The organism is Lujinxingia litoralis (assembly GCF_003260125.1).
In the GTDB taxonomy this organism is placed as follows: domain Bacteria; phylum Myxococcota_A; class Bradymonadia; order Bradymonadales; family Bradymonadaceae; genus Lujinxingia; species Lujinxingia litoralis.
In genome coordinates, this window is the sequence record NZ_QHKO01000002.1 from 47,091 (window position 1) to 62,780 (window position 15,690).

Genomic DNA, 15,690 nt, shown 5'->3' on the forward strand with positions numbered 1-15,690 from the left:
GGGGCCCGGCTTAACGGCCGGGCCCTCGACACCGATATGGGGGTCAGCCCTGGGGGACCTTCTCCCAGTCTTTGAGGAACTTCTCCAGCCCGATGTCAGTCAGGGGGTGGTTGAACATCTTGTCGATCACGCCAAAGGGCACCGTGGCCACATGCGCGCCGAGGAGGGCCGCTTCGCTGACATGGCGAGGGTGGCGAATCGAGGCGACCAGTACCTGGGTGTGAATTTCGGGGTAGTTGGCATAGGCGGCCACGATCTCTTCGATCAGGTCCATGCCTGACTGCCCGAGATCATCGAGGCGCCCGATAAAGGGGCTGATGTAGGTAGCACCGGCCCGGGCAGCCAGGAGCGCCTGGTTGGTGGAGAAGCACAGGGTGACGTTGACGCCGATGCCTTCGTCGGTGAGCGTTTTGCAGGCTTTGAGGCCTTCGCGCGTCAGGGGAATCTTGACCACGATATTTTCCGCCCAGCCGGCGAACTCGCGACCTTCGCGGACCATACCTTCGTAATCCGTGGCGGTGACTTCGGCGCTGACCGGTCCGTCGACGAGCTCGCAGATCTCCAGAATGACGTCTTTGAAGGCGCGCCCGCTTTTGGCGATCAGGCTGGGGTTGGTGGTCACCCCGTCAAGGATGCCGATCTCGGCGGCATTGCGAATTTCGGTGGTGTCGGCGGTGTCGATGAAAAATTTCATAGGTTTCGCTCGTTTCAAAAGGTGGAGAGGAACTCAGATTCGGACCTCGGCTCCCTAACATCGGGAGCGGTGCAGGCGCAAATCCGGGCGCGTCGGTCGCCACCTCGGTGTTCATGTTCAAGAACCGGGAGGGTGGCGGTGGGATTCCGGGTGTGGGGTGCGCTGCGTGGTGGCGCTGGAAAAGGCCCGTCTCGGTGTGCTATGCGGACCCGTCCTGAGTTGACGCATCCTGTGCGCGTACGACCTTTCTTCTTAAGCACGAACGAGGCCTTTACCATGCTGGATATCAAGTTCATTCGCGACCACGCCGAAGAGGTGAAAGAGGCCGCAAAAAACAAGCGCTTTGACGTCGATATTGATCGCTTGCTGGAGCTTGATGAGCGCCGTCGCGATCTCATGAGTACCTCCGAGCAGATTCGGGCTCGTCGCAATGAGGTCGCGCAGCTCATCCCGAAGGCGTCGAAGGAGGACCGTCCGGCGCTGATCGATGAGGGCAAGCAACTCAAAGAAGACCTGGCGCGTTACGAAGAAGAACTCGCCGGGGTGCAAGCCGAGTACGAAGGGCTGCTCTTGATGGTGCCTAACGTGACCCTGCCTGAGGTGCCGATTGGCGAGTCGGATGACGATAACGAGGTCATCCGTCATGTGGGTGAGCCGCGTACGTTTGAGTTCGAACCTCGCGATCACCAGGAGCTGGGAGAGCTGCTGGGGATCATCGATAAGGACCGGGCGATTAAGGTGGCCGGAGCGCGCTCCTACGCGCTGCGCGGGGCCGGGGCGCTCCTGGAGATGGCGGTGATGCGTCTGGCCATGGATATCATGGTGGAGCGCGGCTACGAGCCCATCATCGGTCCGTTGATGGTCAACGAGAGCGCGATGGTCGGCACCGGGTTCTTCCCCTACGGGAAAGAAGACACCTACCACCTTGAGAAAGACGACAAGTTTTTGGTCGGCACCAGCGAAGTGATTCTGGTCAGCCTTAATGCCGACGAGATCCTGGAGCGGGACACGCTGCCGCGGCGCTACTGTGGCCACTCTCCGTGCTTCAGGCGAGAGGCCGGGAGCGCGGGCAGAGACACCCGCGGGGTCTATCGCGTGCATCAGTTCACCAAGGTCGAGCAGGTCATTATCTGTGAGGCTGATGCCGAGAAGTCGCGGGCGCTGCATGACGAGCTCTTGGGTAACTCCGAGGCGTTGATGCAGCGTCTGGGGCTGCCCTATCGGGTGGCGGTGGCCTGCACTGGGGAGATCGGGCTGGGGCAGGTGCTCAAGCACGAGATCGAGACCTGGATGCCCTCGCGCGGCACTTACTCCGAGACGCATAGCTGCTCAAGCCTCTACGACTACCAGGCGCGCCGCAGTGGCATTCGCTACCGCGATGAGCAGGGGCAGATGCGCTACTGCTACACGCTCAACAACACGCTGGCAGCCAGCCCGCGCATCCTCATTCCGATTCTCGAGCACTACCAGAACGAGGATGGCTCGGTGACGGTGCCCGATGCCCTGCGGCCTTACATGCACGGCATTGAGGTCATTAAGCCGAAGGCCCAGTAAGCGAGCGCTCGCCAGGGGTTGAGGGCCGGCGGACCTTGAGCGGGAAGCGGCCCAGCACCAGGTAAAGCAAGACCGGGAGGATGACCAGGTCGGCGACAAGTGCGCCGGCGATGGTCATCCCGGTCAGGATTCCAAATTGTTGGGTGGGGACGAAGTCGCTCAGCGTGAGTACGCTCAGGCCGATGAGCAGGAGCACGCTCGTGAGCAGGATGGCGCGACCGGCACCGAAGTAGGTGTTGAGGATGGCTTCTTTGAGGGACGCGGATTGGGGGAGTTCTTCGATAAAGCGGGCGAAGAAGTGGATGGAGTCATCGACCGCGATGCCCAGACTGATGGCAAAGATGATGATGGTCGTGGTGTTGATGTTGATGCCAGCCCATCCCATGTAGCCCAGGGTCATTAAGAGGGGGAGCGCGTTGGGAATCAGGCTGATCAGTCCGATTTTCAAGGAGCGGAAGACCACCGTCAGCAGCCCGAAGATGATGCCCATGGCCAGCAGAATGCTCACCAACAGGTCGCGGATAAAGGAATCGAGCGCGGCCGAGGCCACGTAGGCGTCGCCGGTGAGTCGGTACGAGATGTTGGAGTCCGAGGGGAAGCGTCGCTCCAACTCGGTGTGGAGCTCTTGCGCGAGCTTGAGATTGGCTTTGGCGCCGGCGTCGCTTACCCGCAGGAGGATGCGGGCGTTGCGAAAGTCGCCGGTCACAAAGCCATGGACGCCGGTCCGGGTGTCAGGAGCATCGGAGATAAGGAGCAGGAGTTGCTCGACCTCGGCGAGTGACGCCGGCGCGGCGTCGCGTTGGGTGGGGTCGCCGGTGATCGCGGCGCGAGCGGCACGCAGGTAGTCGACGTGTGATTCGGTGCTCAGCACAATCGGGTGGTCGCGGAGCGATGCCTGAAGGCGGCTGATATGATCCAGGACTTGCGGATCTTTGAAGCGGTCGCGAACGGGCGACTCCAGGCTGATCTCGATGGGGAGAATACCGCTTAAGTCCTCCTCGAGTTTTACGGTGCTCTGGAAGGTGGGGTGGTTCTGGGAGAAGACCTCCAGAATCTTCGTGTCAATGATCACGTGGGATGCCTGAGCGATCAGCAGCCCACAGGCGACCAGCGAGACGGTCAGCACTGTCCAGGGGCGCGAGAGCAGGGCGTCGCCACTACGCACCAGGAGCCGCTCTAACGCCGGCATCTGGCGTTGCGGAGCCTGGGTAGGGACCGGGGTGTCGTGGCCGTGGATGCAACGCGCGGGTTTAAGAAACGTGAGGCCAGCGGGTAAAAAGAGCATCGTGGCCAGGTAGGCCAACATCACGCCGGTGGCGGCCTGCCATCCGAAGTTGCGCAGGATGGTAGTTTCGGCGCTGTACAGGCTCAGAAACCCCACGGCGGTGGTTCCCGTTGTCAGCAGGCAGGCCACGCCGGTGTGGCGGATCATCTGGCGGATGGCTTCGGAGTGAGGGCGCCCGGCCTCGACCTCTTCGGCCTGGCGGGTGAGCATATGGATGCTGTCGGAGATGCCGATCACGAAGATCAGCGTTGGCAGCACGTTGTTGATAATGTTGATCGGATAGTTGGTGAGCACCAGCATCGCCAGGGTAGAGAGCAGGGCGATGACCACGGTGCCCAGCGGTAGGAGCACGCCGCTGGGGGTGCGAAAGAGAAAGATCAGCACCAGGAGATAGACAAGGGCCGTAAGCGGTACAAAGAGCAGCTGCTCGCGCCGCAGGTTGTCGACAATCTCGACGCGTAGCGGCGGTACCCCGGCCAGGGTGGCACGGACCCCTTCGGGGAGGTCGTAGAGTGCCAGCGTTTCGGCCACTCGGTGGTTGATAGCGCGAAGCTCGTTGACGTCTTGAATCGCCGTATCAATACGAGCCGCAACGATGGCGCTTTTTTGATCCGCGCTGAGCAGGCGTCCGGCGATCAGTGGTTCGCCCAGCGCGTACTCGCCCAGCTCCCGGGCTTGCTCCGGGCTGATCGGCGGTCCGCGAAAGGGGGGCGGGGCGCTGGCGAGTTGCTGGGAGAGGTCGCCTAAGTAGGGCTCAGAGCTTAAACTTTCGGGACGCGGGATGGCGATGGTGGCCAGTGACTGGGCGTCTTCAATGGTGTCGAGGCGTCGCAGCTCGTAGGTCAGGTCGCGAATAAGGCTGACCACCGGCGTGGCGAGCACGTCGGGAGCTTCGACGAGGACAATGATCACGTTATCTTCGCGGCCAAAACGCTCGGCAAAGATCTCGCGGTACTGGTCATCGTCGCCCCGCCCCTCAAAGAGCTGCTGAGGGGTGAAGTTGAAGCCGACCCGTGGGGCCAGGGCCAGGCTGCCCAGGGTGAACAGGGCCATGGCGATGACCACCGCCAGGCGGTGGCGTAAGACAAGCGTGGCGAGTCGGTTGAACATGGGGTAAGTCCCGGGAGAGAACGCGGTGGTGAGGAGTCTACGAGGAAAGGGTTCGCCGCGGCCCCAAGTTTACTACCGCAGTAGCAGGGTCAACAACCCGGCCAATTTGCTGGCGGGACCCGCCGATACAAGGAAGTCTCATGAGCACGAATCGAATGCTGGGAGTCGATGTGGGAACCCGGCGGGTGGGGGTGGCAGCCAGCGATCCGCTGGGGCTTATGGCGATGCCTGTCGAGACCATTGAGGTGCGCAATGTTCGCCAGGGGGCGGTACGGCTGGCGGAACTTGTCGCTCACTATGAAGCTGCGATTGTGGTTGTGGGCTGGCCGCTGGATATGAAGGGACGAGAGGGCATCGCGGTGGGGCGGGTGCGTAGCTTTTTGGAAGGGTTTGAGCGTGCGTTGCGCGCCACCGGCGGCCAGGTGGAGGTGGTGCGGTGGGATGAACGACTGACCACCAGCGCGGCGGAGCGCAGCTTGATTAAGGCCGACGTCTCCAGGCAGCGGCGTAAGGAGGCCGTCGATCAGATTGCGGCGTGCCATATCTTGCAGGGCTATATGGACCGCTTGAGAATCGAGGCGGAGCGAGGGTAAGGCCGATGAGCGTATCGAAGCGACGTGTAGGCAAGGCGGGGGGGAGCCTCTGGGGCAGTATCTGGCGTTGGGGGGCGGCTTTATTGGCCGCCACGCTGGTGGTTGTGGCCGCGGCGACCGCGGGGGTGTACGTGCACTACCAGAGCGTGGTCGGGCGCCCGGTGCTCGGGGAGGGCGAGACGCGAACCCTGGTCATTCCCGAAGGGACGGCCTGGCCGGGGGTTGTTGCCCGCGTGAGCGACGCCGGGTTGGTCGAGCCGGAGCGCTATTTCGATATGTGGGGCCGGCGGACCGGGCTGGCCAGTACAGCGCGCGCAGGCACCTTTCACCTGGCAGGCCCGATGACGATCGAGGAGCTCGCCGAGGTGTTGCGCCGAGGGGGGCTGGCCGAAGAGGTCGCGGTGACCTTCCCGGAGGGGTGGACGATCTATCACATCGCCGATCGCATTGAGGCGGTAGGGTTAGCCAGTCGCAGCGAGTTTTTGAAAAAGGCGCGCGACGAAGCCCTGCTGGCCGAACTCGGCATCGAGGGAGAAAGCGTGGAGGGGTATCTCTTCCCCGACACCTATCGTTTTCATCAGGGGGCATCGGCCGAGCAGGTCATCCGGACGCTGCACGGACGCTGGAAGCAGGTCGTGGAGCCGCTTGTGGAGTCGCATCGCGAATCCCTTGACCGGCTCCAGGACGCCTATGCGTTTGGGCTTCGGGAGGTCGTCATCATGGCGTCCCTGGTCGAGCGGGAGACGGGCATGACCAGCGAACGGGGCCGGGTGGCCCGGGTGTTTTACAATCGCCTTGATCGCGGGATGCGCCTGCAGACCGACCCGACCTGTGTCTATGGCGAGGACACCTACATGGAGGTGCCTCATCCGCGCTACTGTCACGACAAGCTCAACCGCTACTCAACCTACGTGATCGACGGCCTCACACCGGGGCCGATTGCTAACCCCGGTAAGGAGGCCATCGTAGCTGCGCTCAACCCCAGTGAAGCGGCTGAAGACCTGGAGTTTTTATACTTTGTCGCCCGTCGTGACGGTAAGGGGGGGCATTACTTCTCAAAAACCTACCAGGAGCACCGCCAGGCCATTCGCAAGTACCTGCTGGGTAAGTAGTTGAGGGGGGGGGGGCGCCCGGTTAACCCTGCTCGGCACGGAATGGCAGAAAGAGCGTTTCGAAGCGCACGACGGCGATCTGGGAGGTCTTCGGCGCGGGGAAGCTCCAGGTTTTGAGGACGTCGGTCACACAGGCCGCCAGGCCCTCGCTCCCGGTGTAGTTGTCCCTGGTCACAGCAGCAATCACCCCCCCCGTGGAGCCCGAGACCGTAAATTGCAGGGAGAGCTCTCCGCGCGTGTTGGGCTCTTTCTCCAGTTCCTTTTGGTAGCAGCGTTGAAAGGCGGTGCGTTCGTTGGCGATGCGCGTGCGGACGCTCTTCTGATCGATGGTGCCCTGAAACTGCAGCGTGTCGAGGATCGGGTACACCATCGCGTAGGCGTCTTCACCGTTGGCGGTGGGTTCCGCCGCGCCGTTGACGTCACGCTGGGGGCCATCCCCCAGTTTGAGTCGCTCCAGCCCGTCCGAACTCTGAGCGAGATAGAGGTAGAGTCCGCCGGCGCCGGACATGAAACCGAGCGTTCCCGTGAAGATGGCAATGATGATGACAACAAGGGGGCCGCAGCCCGAAGAGGAAGTGCTCATAAACAGCTCTGAGGCGTAAGGTTGGCGAGGCCAGCGTGCCGAAGGCGGTTGAGAATGCGGGGTACTACAACCCCCGGGGCTTTGCTATAGTCACGCAGATGAAGCGAACTGGACTCCATGTGAGTGACACCACCCGAGGCGAAAGGCCGAGATGAGCAGCATCGTAGACTGGAATGCATTGAGTCTCAACGTCGCGGTGAGGGAGTTGGCGACGTTGTTGCGAGAGAACCTTCAGGTGCGTGTGGCGTTGGTCTGCGCATCGGGAGAGGTTGTGGACCTGGGAGACGCGACGGGGGGAGAAGCCGCGTTGTTCGACGTGTTTGCCGATACCCGGGGGCGGTGGGGAAGCGCCGAGCATCGGGTCACCTACGCCCAGACCGTACGCGCCTGGAGCAACGCCTGTCTGGAGGTGGAAGCGGGCACCGAGCGGGTTATTCTGGAGCGCGCGCCCGGGTTTTGCGCCCACCTCTATCCGATCGCCACTCAACGGGAGCGGGCCGCGATCGTCTGTGCCGGGTTTGTAAATACCGAGAGTGCCGCACAGAGTCTGGAGTCGATTCGCAAGGTGCTGCCGGATCACGTGCTGGAGGCGATCGAGAGCGGTCAGGGGCCGCGCGTCCCCCAGCTGGGACGAGAGGACCGTCGTTGGATGGATCGCCTCGGCCAGCGGATTGCCCGGGTGATGGCCAATGGGCTGGCGGAGGAGCAGGTGCCCACCTACCAGCCCGGAGCGCGACGTTTATGCGGGATGCTCGGGGCCAGCGGACCCATGACCCACCTCTTCGGCCAGATTGAGCGGGTGGCCCGGACTAATGCAACGATCCTTATCACCGGGGAGAACGGTACGGGGAAAGAGCTGGTGGCGAGCGCGGTTCATCGCCACAGTCGGCGCCGCGACGAAGCGTTCATTCCGGTGAACTGTGCGGCCATTCCCGGCGACCTGATCGCCAGCGAACTCTTCGGTCATGTGAAGGGGGCGTTCTCCGGTGCGCACCGCGACCGGGCCGGGCTCTTTGAGGCCGCCGATCGCGGGACCTTGCTCCTGGATGAAATCGGGGACATGGATCCGATGCTTCAAACGAAGTTGTTGAGGGTGCTCCAGGAGGGGACCTTTTTACGCGTCGGCGACAACCAGGTCCGCAAGGTCGATGTGCGGGTGATCTGCGCGACGAACTGCGACTTGGAGGCCATGGTGGAACGCGGAGAGTTTCGCCGTGATCTCTACTACCGAATCCGGGTGATCGAGTTGGCATTGCCCGCGTTGCGGGAGCGCGGGGAAGATATCCTGCTGCTGGCCAACCATTTCTTGAGTGCGACGGCCAAACGCCATGGGCGCGCGGTGAAGCGCTTCAGCGCAGAGTGTCAGGACTACCTCGAAAGCTATCCCTGGCCGGGCAATGTACGCGAGATGGAAAACGAGATTGAGCGTCTGGTCATCCTCTCCGGCGATGCTGAGGAGATCGGTTCGGAGTGGTTGAGTCGACGGATCGTCGGCAAGGTCGAGCAGGTCCCTGTGCTCGATACGAAGGGGTATAACTTGCCGGAGGCGGTCGAGTTGCTGGAGCGTCAGATGATCCTGGAGGGGCTCCAGAAAGCCGGTTGGAACAAGTCTCAGGCGGCAAAGGACCTGGGCATTTCCCGACGCAACCTCATTCGGAAGGTCTCTCAGTTCGAGCTGGAAGAACGCGCTCATGACTAACGCGGTGTGCGCTAAAGGGCTCGCCGCGCTGGGGCTGTTCACAGCGCTGAGCCTCGTTGCTGGGGTCGTGAATGCCCAGGAGTCTCAGGGCGGTGGCGAGTCCTATCGGGTAGATGCCATCGTTGTTGAAGGGCTCTTGCGTACGCGCCGGGAGGTTGTGGAGCAAGAGTTGCTTTTTGGGGAAGGCGATCGCATCGAACAAGCGCAACTCGATGAGAGTCTGCAGCGGTTGCGCAACACCGGGCTCTTTCGGGCGGTGGACGTCGACGTGGTGGATACCACGGTGGCCGCGGTGGGTGCGCCGGTGGCGACGGTAGAGTCAGGGCGGCTGCTGCGCGTGCGTGTCGATGAGCGCTGGACCTTGTTGCCCTCCATTCGGTTCGGCCGCGGGGGCGATGATGTGGAGCTTCTGCTGGGCTTGCAGGACGCCAACCTCTTTGGGAGTTACCTCCAGCTGGGAGGTAGTTTTCACAGGTTGGCCGGGGTGAACTCGTACTCGATCTGGTTTCGCGATCCGCGTTTTCTCTCTCAGCGCCAGGCGCTCTTTGTGGAGGGCTCGCTAAGGAACCGGGTCGAATCGGTCTACGACATCGCCGGCGATCTTAAAGGGGGCTATGCGGTATCGAGGCGCTATTTCGGGAGTTCGCTGGAGAGAGAATGGCGGCGCTGGCTGACCTCCGGGTTATACCTCTCTTTTTCAGATGATACATTCAGCTATCAGCGGACCGAGGAGTCGCGACGTATTCGCCAGGAAGAGCGCGGCGGGCTGCCCTCGGAGATGCAGACGCTGACCCTGGGGACATCCACGTCACTGGGGCGCATCAATCGCGACAGTTATTTGCGCGAGGGCACGCTCTACACGCTGAGGTTCAATCAGAGCTTTCATTTCGGGGGTGAGCCGACGGGGTCCAGCCGGCTTGAGATGAGCTTGCTCAAGTTCTGGAAATTGCCCTGGCAAGCCAATCTTGGTGTGCGCGCGATCATGGGGTTTAGCAACGTCGAAGCCGAGCATCTTCAGTTCAACGCCGGCGGGCTGAACGGGCTGCGGGGGACGGTAAGCATGCGCTACCGTGGAAAAAACTACTGGCTCTTTAATGCGGAGTACCGCATCCCCTCGCTCGATCATCGTTGGCTGGTGTTGCAGCACGTGGCGTTTGTGGATGCGGTCGGTGTGACTCCGTATCCCTATCAGATTTTCGGGACCACGGCGTTCACCACCGGAGTGGGGCTGAGGCTGCTCTCGCCAAAGATCTACGGATTGATCGTTCGCATCGACTATGCGCTTCCGCTGGGCGGTGCTGATGGGCCGGGGTTAAGTTTCGGGGCCGGCCAGGTCTTTTGATGGCGGCCCCGATTCCCGTTCAGCGTGCCGGTTTGGCGATACGCGGATCGAGTTCACGTTGGCCCTGCATCCACTGATACGCGGCGTAGGTGCCGACGACGCGCTTGGAGTAGTCGCGGGTTTCCAGGAAGGGGATATCTTCGACCCAGAGGGCAATTTCGTCGTTGGGCTGGCGGCGCAGCCAACCGTTGATGCGGCCTGCACCGGCGTTGTACGACGCTGCCATCAGGACCGGGTGCCCCTCAAAACGCGAGGCCAGGGTGAAGATGTGATCGACACCTACGCGGATGTTGACCTCGGCGTGGAGCAGGCGCTCGGGGGTGGCGTTCCCCTCAATGTCGTTGTCATGATCGAGGGCGGTAGCCGGCATTAGTTGCATGAGTCCGTGAGCACCGGCCCACGAGATGACATCTTCAATGAAGCTGGATTCCTCGCGCATGATGGAGGCGGGAAATCCCGGGTGTACATCGACCGATGGCGCTTGAGCGCGTTCGGCGTCGACGGCCTGGACGATGAGGTCGACGAAGGGGTTCGGCCAGGCGACCTGCCAGCGCGCGACTCGCCCCTGGCGGGGGAGAGCCCAGGGGCGGCCGGGGATGGTCCGTCGGGCGATGTTATGGCTCAACGGAAAGCGCTCCGCGCGGTGGCAGAGCGCAGCCAGGCGCCAGCGTTCGGTTTCGGTGGGGGAAGCGTTGTGCTGGCGCGCCCGCTCGTAGTCGCAGGCGCCCTCGAAATGGCCCGCGCGCGCCAGCACGCCGGCGCCGGAGGTCGCAAACTCCCCCTGAAACCAATCTACCCGGGTGTCATTGGCCGATGGTGAGAGCGGCTCCGGGGTGAGGTCCAACTCCAGCAGGCGCAGGTGTGAGAGGTAGCCGTAGAAGCTAAAGGGATACTTTACCCAGGCGCGCTGCAGGTAGCGTTCGGCCTGGGCGATGCGGCCAAGGTGACGATAGGCCTGGCCGACGAAGTACTCCAGGCGGCCCTGGCTGAAGTATTGCGCATCGTGCTCGGGGAGCGGCAGGGAGGTAACGCGATCAATAAACTCGCTGTAGTTGCCACTGCGGTACAACGCTTCATGCACCTCCCAGACCAGCTCGTGAACCATGTCTCCGGTGGGGTAGTCGGAGAGCGCTCGCTTTAAAAGGTTAAGTTCTTGTTGAGGGTTTTCGCGCTTACGCGCAATGCGGGCCAGGTAAAATAGCGCATCATCAGCATGGGAGCGTGCGGGGTAGTCGTTGAGGAGTTGGTTGAAGAACGCTTCTGCTGCCTCCAGGCGACCGCGATGGTAGTTGCGGTTCCCCACCGCATAGAGCGAACGTACCCGTTCGTCCTCGTTTTCCGGGGCTACGCATTCATCGACGACCTTGCGGTAGAGTTCTTCGGCTCGGCCGGCCTGCTTCAGGCGAAAGAGGGTGCGCGCCTGACGAAAGCGCGCCTTGCACTGGTCGACTGGGGAGAGCGCATCGAGGTCCAGCGCGTCAAGTTGTGTACGGGCATCCTGGAAGCGTACCGCCGAGAAGAGCCGGTCGGCACGCTCGCGTCGGGAATCTGGCGAGGGGGTGAAGGTGAGTCGCGCGAACTGAGCATCATATTCTGGGGCGATGCAGACCGCGTAGGCCCGATTGGTCAGTTCCGCAACGCTTGGGGTGGCGTCGGCGCGGACCAGCAGGTCGAGGAGCCAGGAACAGGCTTCGTCGGTCGGGCCGGAAGTTAGCATCGCGGCGGTGGTTTCCGGGGAGGGACTCTGGGCGCGAGCGGCTTCGATGCGCGCCAGCGTGAGCGCGCCTTCTTCGTAGCCTTTTGCGAGAGCACCACTGGCAAGAATCTCGTCAATAATGGGGTCATCCAGGCTCACCTGGGCCTGGGCGCGAGCGGCCTGGGTCCAGAGGTAGTTCTGGAGTTCACCGCCCGCGCGGGCGGCCTGCGCGTAGTGTCGAGTGGCTTCTTTCCAAAGGCCTGCCCGCTCATAGGCGTAGGCGGCTTTGACCTGCCAGGGCTGACGCTCTGGGCCCGAGGAGAAGGTTTCGGCGTAGTCGACGAAGTGGCGGGCGGCCTGCGCATGGTCGTTATTCGCAAGGGCTGCAAAAGCCGCCTCACATGAGGGCGCGGTGCACGCGACCGCCGGGAGGTTTTGATCGATGATGTCCTGTGCGGAGGCTGTGGGGCTGAAGAAGGCTCCAACGCATGAGGTCACGGCCAGAAACATAGGATGAAGGCGCGCAGAAGTCATAGAAGGCTCGGCGGCGAGGAAGAGTGGGGGGTAGGAGCAACGGGGAGCGTTTGTCTCGAGCTAGAAGATGACGCCGTTGGTGCGCCAGCTCAGGCCCAGGAGAGCGGCGTGTTCGTGCGCACGGGGTAGCCCGGGAGCCAGGCGCAGCGTGGTCCAGGTCCTACGGTAGGTTGTGCTAAGCCAGAGGCCCCGACCGCGGTTGGCCCGCGACAGTGGGATGTCAAAACCTGCTCCGACGCTGCCGGCGAAGCCGAGCCGCGTCTCGTCATCGGCTCTTGCCAGTTGTGGGCCCAGGCCAAGTTCCAGGTGGAGTGAGGCCAGGACATGGCTCACTAGCCCTTCGGAGAGCAGAGCAAGGTAGAAGGGGTGCAGGTTAACCCCCAGATGCAGCGCATGAACGGGGCGAGGAATCTGGGGCCCGAGGCGTGTATACCGGTAGGAGAGGCGGGTATCCCCCAGGTAGAGGGGAAACGAAGTGCGGAAGGCTAGTTCTCCGCCCAGGCCTTCACTTAGCGTCGGCGCAGCGCTTCCCAGAGAGCCGCGCAGGCTCCATTCAGAAAATGATCCGTTAAAGGGGCGTTCCTCGGAAGCCTCCTCGCTGGCGAGCGTCGGGGGGCTCAGGAGCAAGGCGCAAACAAAGAAGAGCAGTGCCCATCGCCAAGAGGCGGCAGAGGGTTGTCGTGAGCGTCGATTCATTTTAAGTTGCGCTTGTCTAAGGGTGTACTTTAGGATCAGCGGCCTGATGAATCGCCGCCATAGTGCGGCGGATTCTGGCATACGAACATGAGGGAGTAAATGTTTCTTCGGACCCACAAAGGCATCGCGCTGGTAGCGCTGGCCTCGCTCAGCCAGATGGCTTGTTACAACACCTACACCATCAGCAACCAGGAGTTGGCCAAGCTGGAAAGCTCGGTTGAGCCGGTCGAGGTGGTCGAGGTTTTGGCGGACTGTCAGCCAACGGGACAGGCCTCGCTGGAAGGGATGGATGGTGAGGCATTGGCTCAGGTGGATGCCGAGCCGAATGCTGAAGCGACGGCAACGGATGCAGGGGCTCAAGACCCCAATTGCGTCGTGGTGCCGGTTTCGACAGTCAACGCGCTCAGCGTGTTGACCACCGATGGCACCCGCGAGCGTGTGACTCCGTTTAATTTCGTGATGGACGACGTTCAGCTCGTGTCCCCCGAATATGATTTGCTTATTGAGCTCGATAACGTGGCCGGCGCCGAGGTGCGGGAATTTAGCACCTGGAAGACTGTGGCAACGATCGCGGGAGTCAGTCTGGTGGCAATCGGCACGTTCGTTGGCATCAGCGTGCTTGCGCCTGACGAGCAGTCCTTTGAGTAAGGCCGTACTTCAGTAGTTGCGAAAGCACACAAAAAAAGCCCACCTGCATATGCAGGTGGGCTTTTTTTGTGCGTGCTGATTGAGGAGGCGACGTTGATTTTTTACGTGTGGAGTGTTAACTTGTGAGGCCATTCTATCTGATTGAAATGACTTCTATTCTAATCCACGACGTATCCAGTCGAGGGAGCTCTAGATGAACGTGTCACGACGCTGGGTAAGCCTGTTGTTGGTGGGACTCTGGGTGGTGCTGGGGGCGGGGTGTGGCGAGCCCGGGCTGTCTGCAGGCGAAGGGGGAGGCGATGGCACAGGCCCGCGTGCTAGCGATCGCTACTTTATGGTGCCCGCCGGAGAGTCGAGGCTGTGGGGAGAGGTGACAGGGGCTGTGGAGGTGAAGATTTATCTCTACGATCGCTTCTCTGGAGAGCCCGCGGGGCAGCAGCAGGTAGCCTTTGAGGTTTTAGGGGATGAGGCTACGCGTCCGCAGCTGCAGGCTCGGTCGAGCATGACCGACGAAAGTGGCGCGGCGATGGTGCAGGCCTATTTCGGGGTGGAGCCCGGGCAATGGACGGTGCGTGTCGACCATGAATATGCCAATGCCGTGGAGTTCAGCCTGGAGTCGACCCCGGTCGCGTCCGGAGGGCTTCAAGTTCGGGTGGAGAATAGCGCACCGACGATCATGCGCCTGGGGAATATAGACGTGCGCGTCTATCGCCAGGACGTGCTCAATTGCGACTATTTCAACCCTTACGGTCAACAGGGCATTACGCCGCTTGTGGAGGGGCAGGTCGACTTCGAAGGGGAGTCCATTTCCTTTGACGGGTTAGGGACTCGTCATCCCTACGTCGTTACGGCCGTGGCTCGTGGCGAGCGTGGTCAGATCGCGGCTGGCGGGTGCGTGAATCAGGTGAATGTCAGTGCCGATACTGTGACTGACGTTGAGGTGTTGCTGCAGCTCGTTCCCCTGATCCCGGTTGGTCGCTATGACGTTGTGAGTTTCTGGGACTTCACCGAGGCCATTGCGGAGAGCGGTTCAGTAGGGTCAGTGATTATGCGCGTGCTCAACGTGTTTGATAATCCTGGTCAGGCGATTTACGACGAGATTATTGCGTTGATCCGAAGTCTCGTTGGAGGACTCATCAGCGGTACAGTCGACACGTTCCTGGATCTGACGAATCTGGATCAAGCCTTCCAGAACATGATCAACACGTTCATCGAAGACAACGCCGTGCTGCGACAGATTCGCGATGCCGGTCGCGATCTGCGAGATGTTGTCGCGAACCTGCAGGTGCACAGCGAACTCTCGATTGGAAAACTTAACTCAAACTTCGAATTTCGAGGGCAGGATAACTGGACGGGCTTGACGCTGTACTGGCGCTGGGACTGTGCGGACAATGCTCCGGCTGACTGTGGCGCGATTGAGTTGGTGCCTGATGCCGACGGGCAGTTTGCCGGGCTGGGGCTGCTTAGTTCTAACTGGACCGGACAGGTCGTGGCGTACGATCAACTCCAGATTAATCGCCACCCGGTCAGCCTGCGCTACGGAAGGCTGATCATCTACGTGCTTAATGATGTGATTTTGCCTCGCCTGACGGATGGGAATGCGCACTCGATGTCGGAGGCCTTTGCTTATTGGATTGGCTGTGATGGCCTGGCTGCCAGCATCATTCCCGACGGAGAGGTTTGTGTGCTGGGCTATTGTCTTCAGGAGAGCACGGTTGCTAATTTCTGCGACAGTGCAGTCTCTACAATCTTCAGCTTTGCGGATGTGATGATCAGCGGTCTGGAGTTTGATATGGGGCTTCAGTTGGGAGGGGAGGGCAAACTTATCGAAGAGACCAGCGACGGCATGGTCGATCGCATCGAAGACGGACTCTTCGAGGGAGTGGTGCAGAGCAGCGACGGCGGTCAGTCCTCGCCCTTTACCGCAACGTTCACCGGTGAAGTGCGCGTGGGAAATTGAGGTAAAGAAGTGTCGCGGGAAAGTTGCCACGAGGCTTCACAGGCCGTACAACAGGTTTTACGGTTTGAAAGAAGTCAGCCGTGGCGAGCGTTTAGCGCGATGACGACCCGGGGTGGTAGCGCCCCGAGGTTCGCCAGACGAAGCTGAACAAGGTGACGGGAAGGCCCCGGATGCCGCCAGTATC

12 protein-coding genes are annotated in these 15,690 nt (G+C 61.7%); 7 read left to right on the plus strand and 5 right to left on the minus strand.

The annotated features are described in order from the left end of the window. Positions 1 to 43 precede the first annotated feature (43 nt). Positions 44 to 694 carry a fructose-6-phosphate aldolase gene (gene fsa / locus DL240_RS04960; protein ID WP_111728771.1) on the minus strand — a complete coding sequence of 217 codons (651 nt, stop codon included), beginning with the start codon at positions 692 to 694 and terminating at the stop codon, positions 44 to 46. Between the two features lie 276 nt (positions 695 to 970). On the opposite strand from fsa, the gene serS reads away from it, so the two are divergent. Continuing rightward, positions 971 to 2,248, plus strand: a complete 1,278-nt coding sequence (serS, locus tag DL240_RS04965) for a serine--tRNA ligase (protein ID WP_111728772.1) — start codon at positions 971 to 973, stop codon at positions 2,246 to 2,248. Here the strand turns inward: serS and DL240_RS04970 are convergent. Further along, the gene (locus DL240_RS04970) at positions 2,229 to 4,643 is read right to left on the minus strand and encodes an efflux RND transporter permease subunit (RefSeq protein ID WP_111728773.1); all 2,415 of its coding nucleotides are present in this window, start codon (positions 4,641 to 4,643) and stop codon (positions 2,229 to 2,231) included. The two genes, serS and DL240_RS04970, sit on opposite strands and share 20 nt — an antisense overlap. A gap of 140 nt (positions 4,644 to 4,783) precedes the next feature. Between DL240_RS04970 and ruvX the strand changes: the two genes are divergently transcribed. Next, complete coding sequence (gene ruvX / locus DL240_RS04975) at positions 4,784 to 5,236, plus strand: Holliday junction resolvase RuvX (RefSeq protein ID WP_111728774.1); 453 nt, start codon at positions 4,784 to 4,786, stop codon at positions 5,234 to 5,236. A 5-nt stretch (positions 5,237 to 5,241) separates the two neighbouring features. Next, a complete protein-coding gene (gene mltG / locus DL240_RS04980) occupies positions 5,242 to 6,348 on the plus strand; it encodes an endolytic transglycosylase MltG (protein ID WP_111728775.1) in 1,107 nt (368 codons plus the stop codon). Positions 6,349 to 6,370: 22 nt separating this feature from the next. Here the strand turns inward: mltG and DL240_RS04985 are convergent, their stop codons facing one another. Further along, on the minus strand, positions 6,371 to 6,931 hold the full coding sequence (locus DL240_RS04985) for an AgmX/PglI C-terminal domain-containing protein (protein WP_111728776.1): 561 nt from the start codon (positions 6,929 to 6,931) through the stop codon (positions 6,371 to 6,373). Between the two features lie 151 nt (positions 6,932 to 7,082). On the opposite strand from DL240_RS04985, the gene DL240_RS04990 reads away from it, so the two are divergent. Both DL240_RS04990 and DL240_RS04995 read left to right on the plus strand, forming a co-directional pair. Next, complete coding sequence (locus DL240_RS04990; protein ID WP_111728777.1) at positions 7,083 to 8,630, plus strand: sigma-54 interaction domain-containing protein; 1,548 nt, start codon at positions 7,083 to 7,085, stop codon at positions 8,628 to 8,630. Next, entirely contained in the window at positions 8,623 to 9,972 is a 1,350-nt protein-coding gene (locus DL240_RS04995; RefSeq protein WP_111728778.1) for a BamA/TamA family outer membrane protein, read from the plus strand. Before DL240_RS04990 ends, DL240_RS04995 begins: the two co-directional genes overlap by 8 nt. 19 nt (positions 9,973 to 9,991) lie before the next feature. Here DL240_RS04995 and DL240_RS05000 read toward each other — a convergent pair whose 3' ends face one another. Next, positions 9,992 to 12,202, minus strand: a complete 2,211-nt coding sequence (locus DL240_RS05000; RefSeq protein ID WP_111728779.1) for a transglycosylase SLT domain-containing protein — start codon at positions 12,200 to 12,202, stop codon at positions 9,992 to 9,994. 60 nt (positions 12,203 to 12,262) lie between these two features. Beyond that, positions 12,263 to 12,829: a hypothetical protein gene (locus tag DL240_RS05005; protein WP_111728780.1), complete on the minus strand. Its 567-nt coding sequence runs from the start codon at positions 12,827 to 12,829 to the stop codon at positions 12,263 to 12,265. Positions 12,830 to 12,997: 168 nt separating this feature from the next. Between DL240_RS05005 and DL240_RS05010 the strand changes: the two genes are divergently transcribed. Together DL240_RS05010 and DL240_RS05015 are read left to right on the plus strand one after the other, a co-directional pair. Further along, entirely contained in the window at positions 12,998 to 13,546 is a 549-nt protein-coding gene (locus DL240_RS05010; protein WP_111728781.1) for a hypothetical protein, read from the plus strand. A gap of 193 nt (positions 13,547 to 13,739) precedes the next feature. Next, positions 13,740 to 15,506 (plus strand): hypothetical protein, encoded by a 1,767-nt coding sequence (locus tag DL240_RS05015; RefSeq protein WP_111728782.1) that lies wholly within the window; start codon positions 13,740 to 13,742, stop codon positions 15,504 to 15,506. The last annotated feature ends 184 nt before the right edge of the window (positions 15,507 to 15,690 follow it).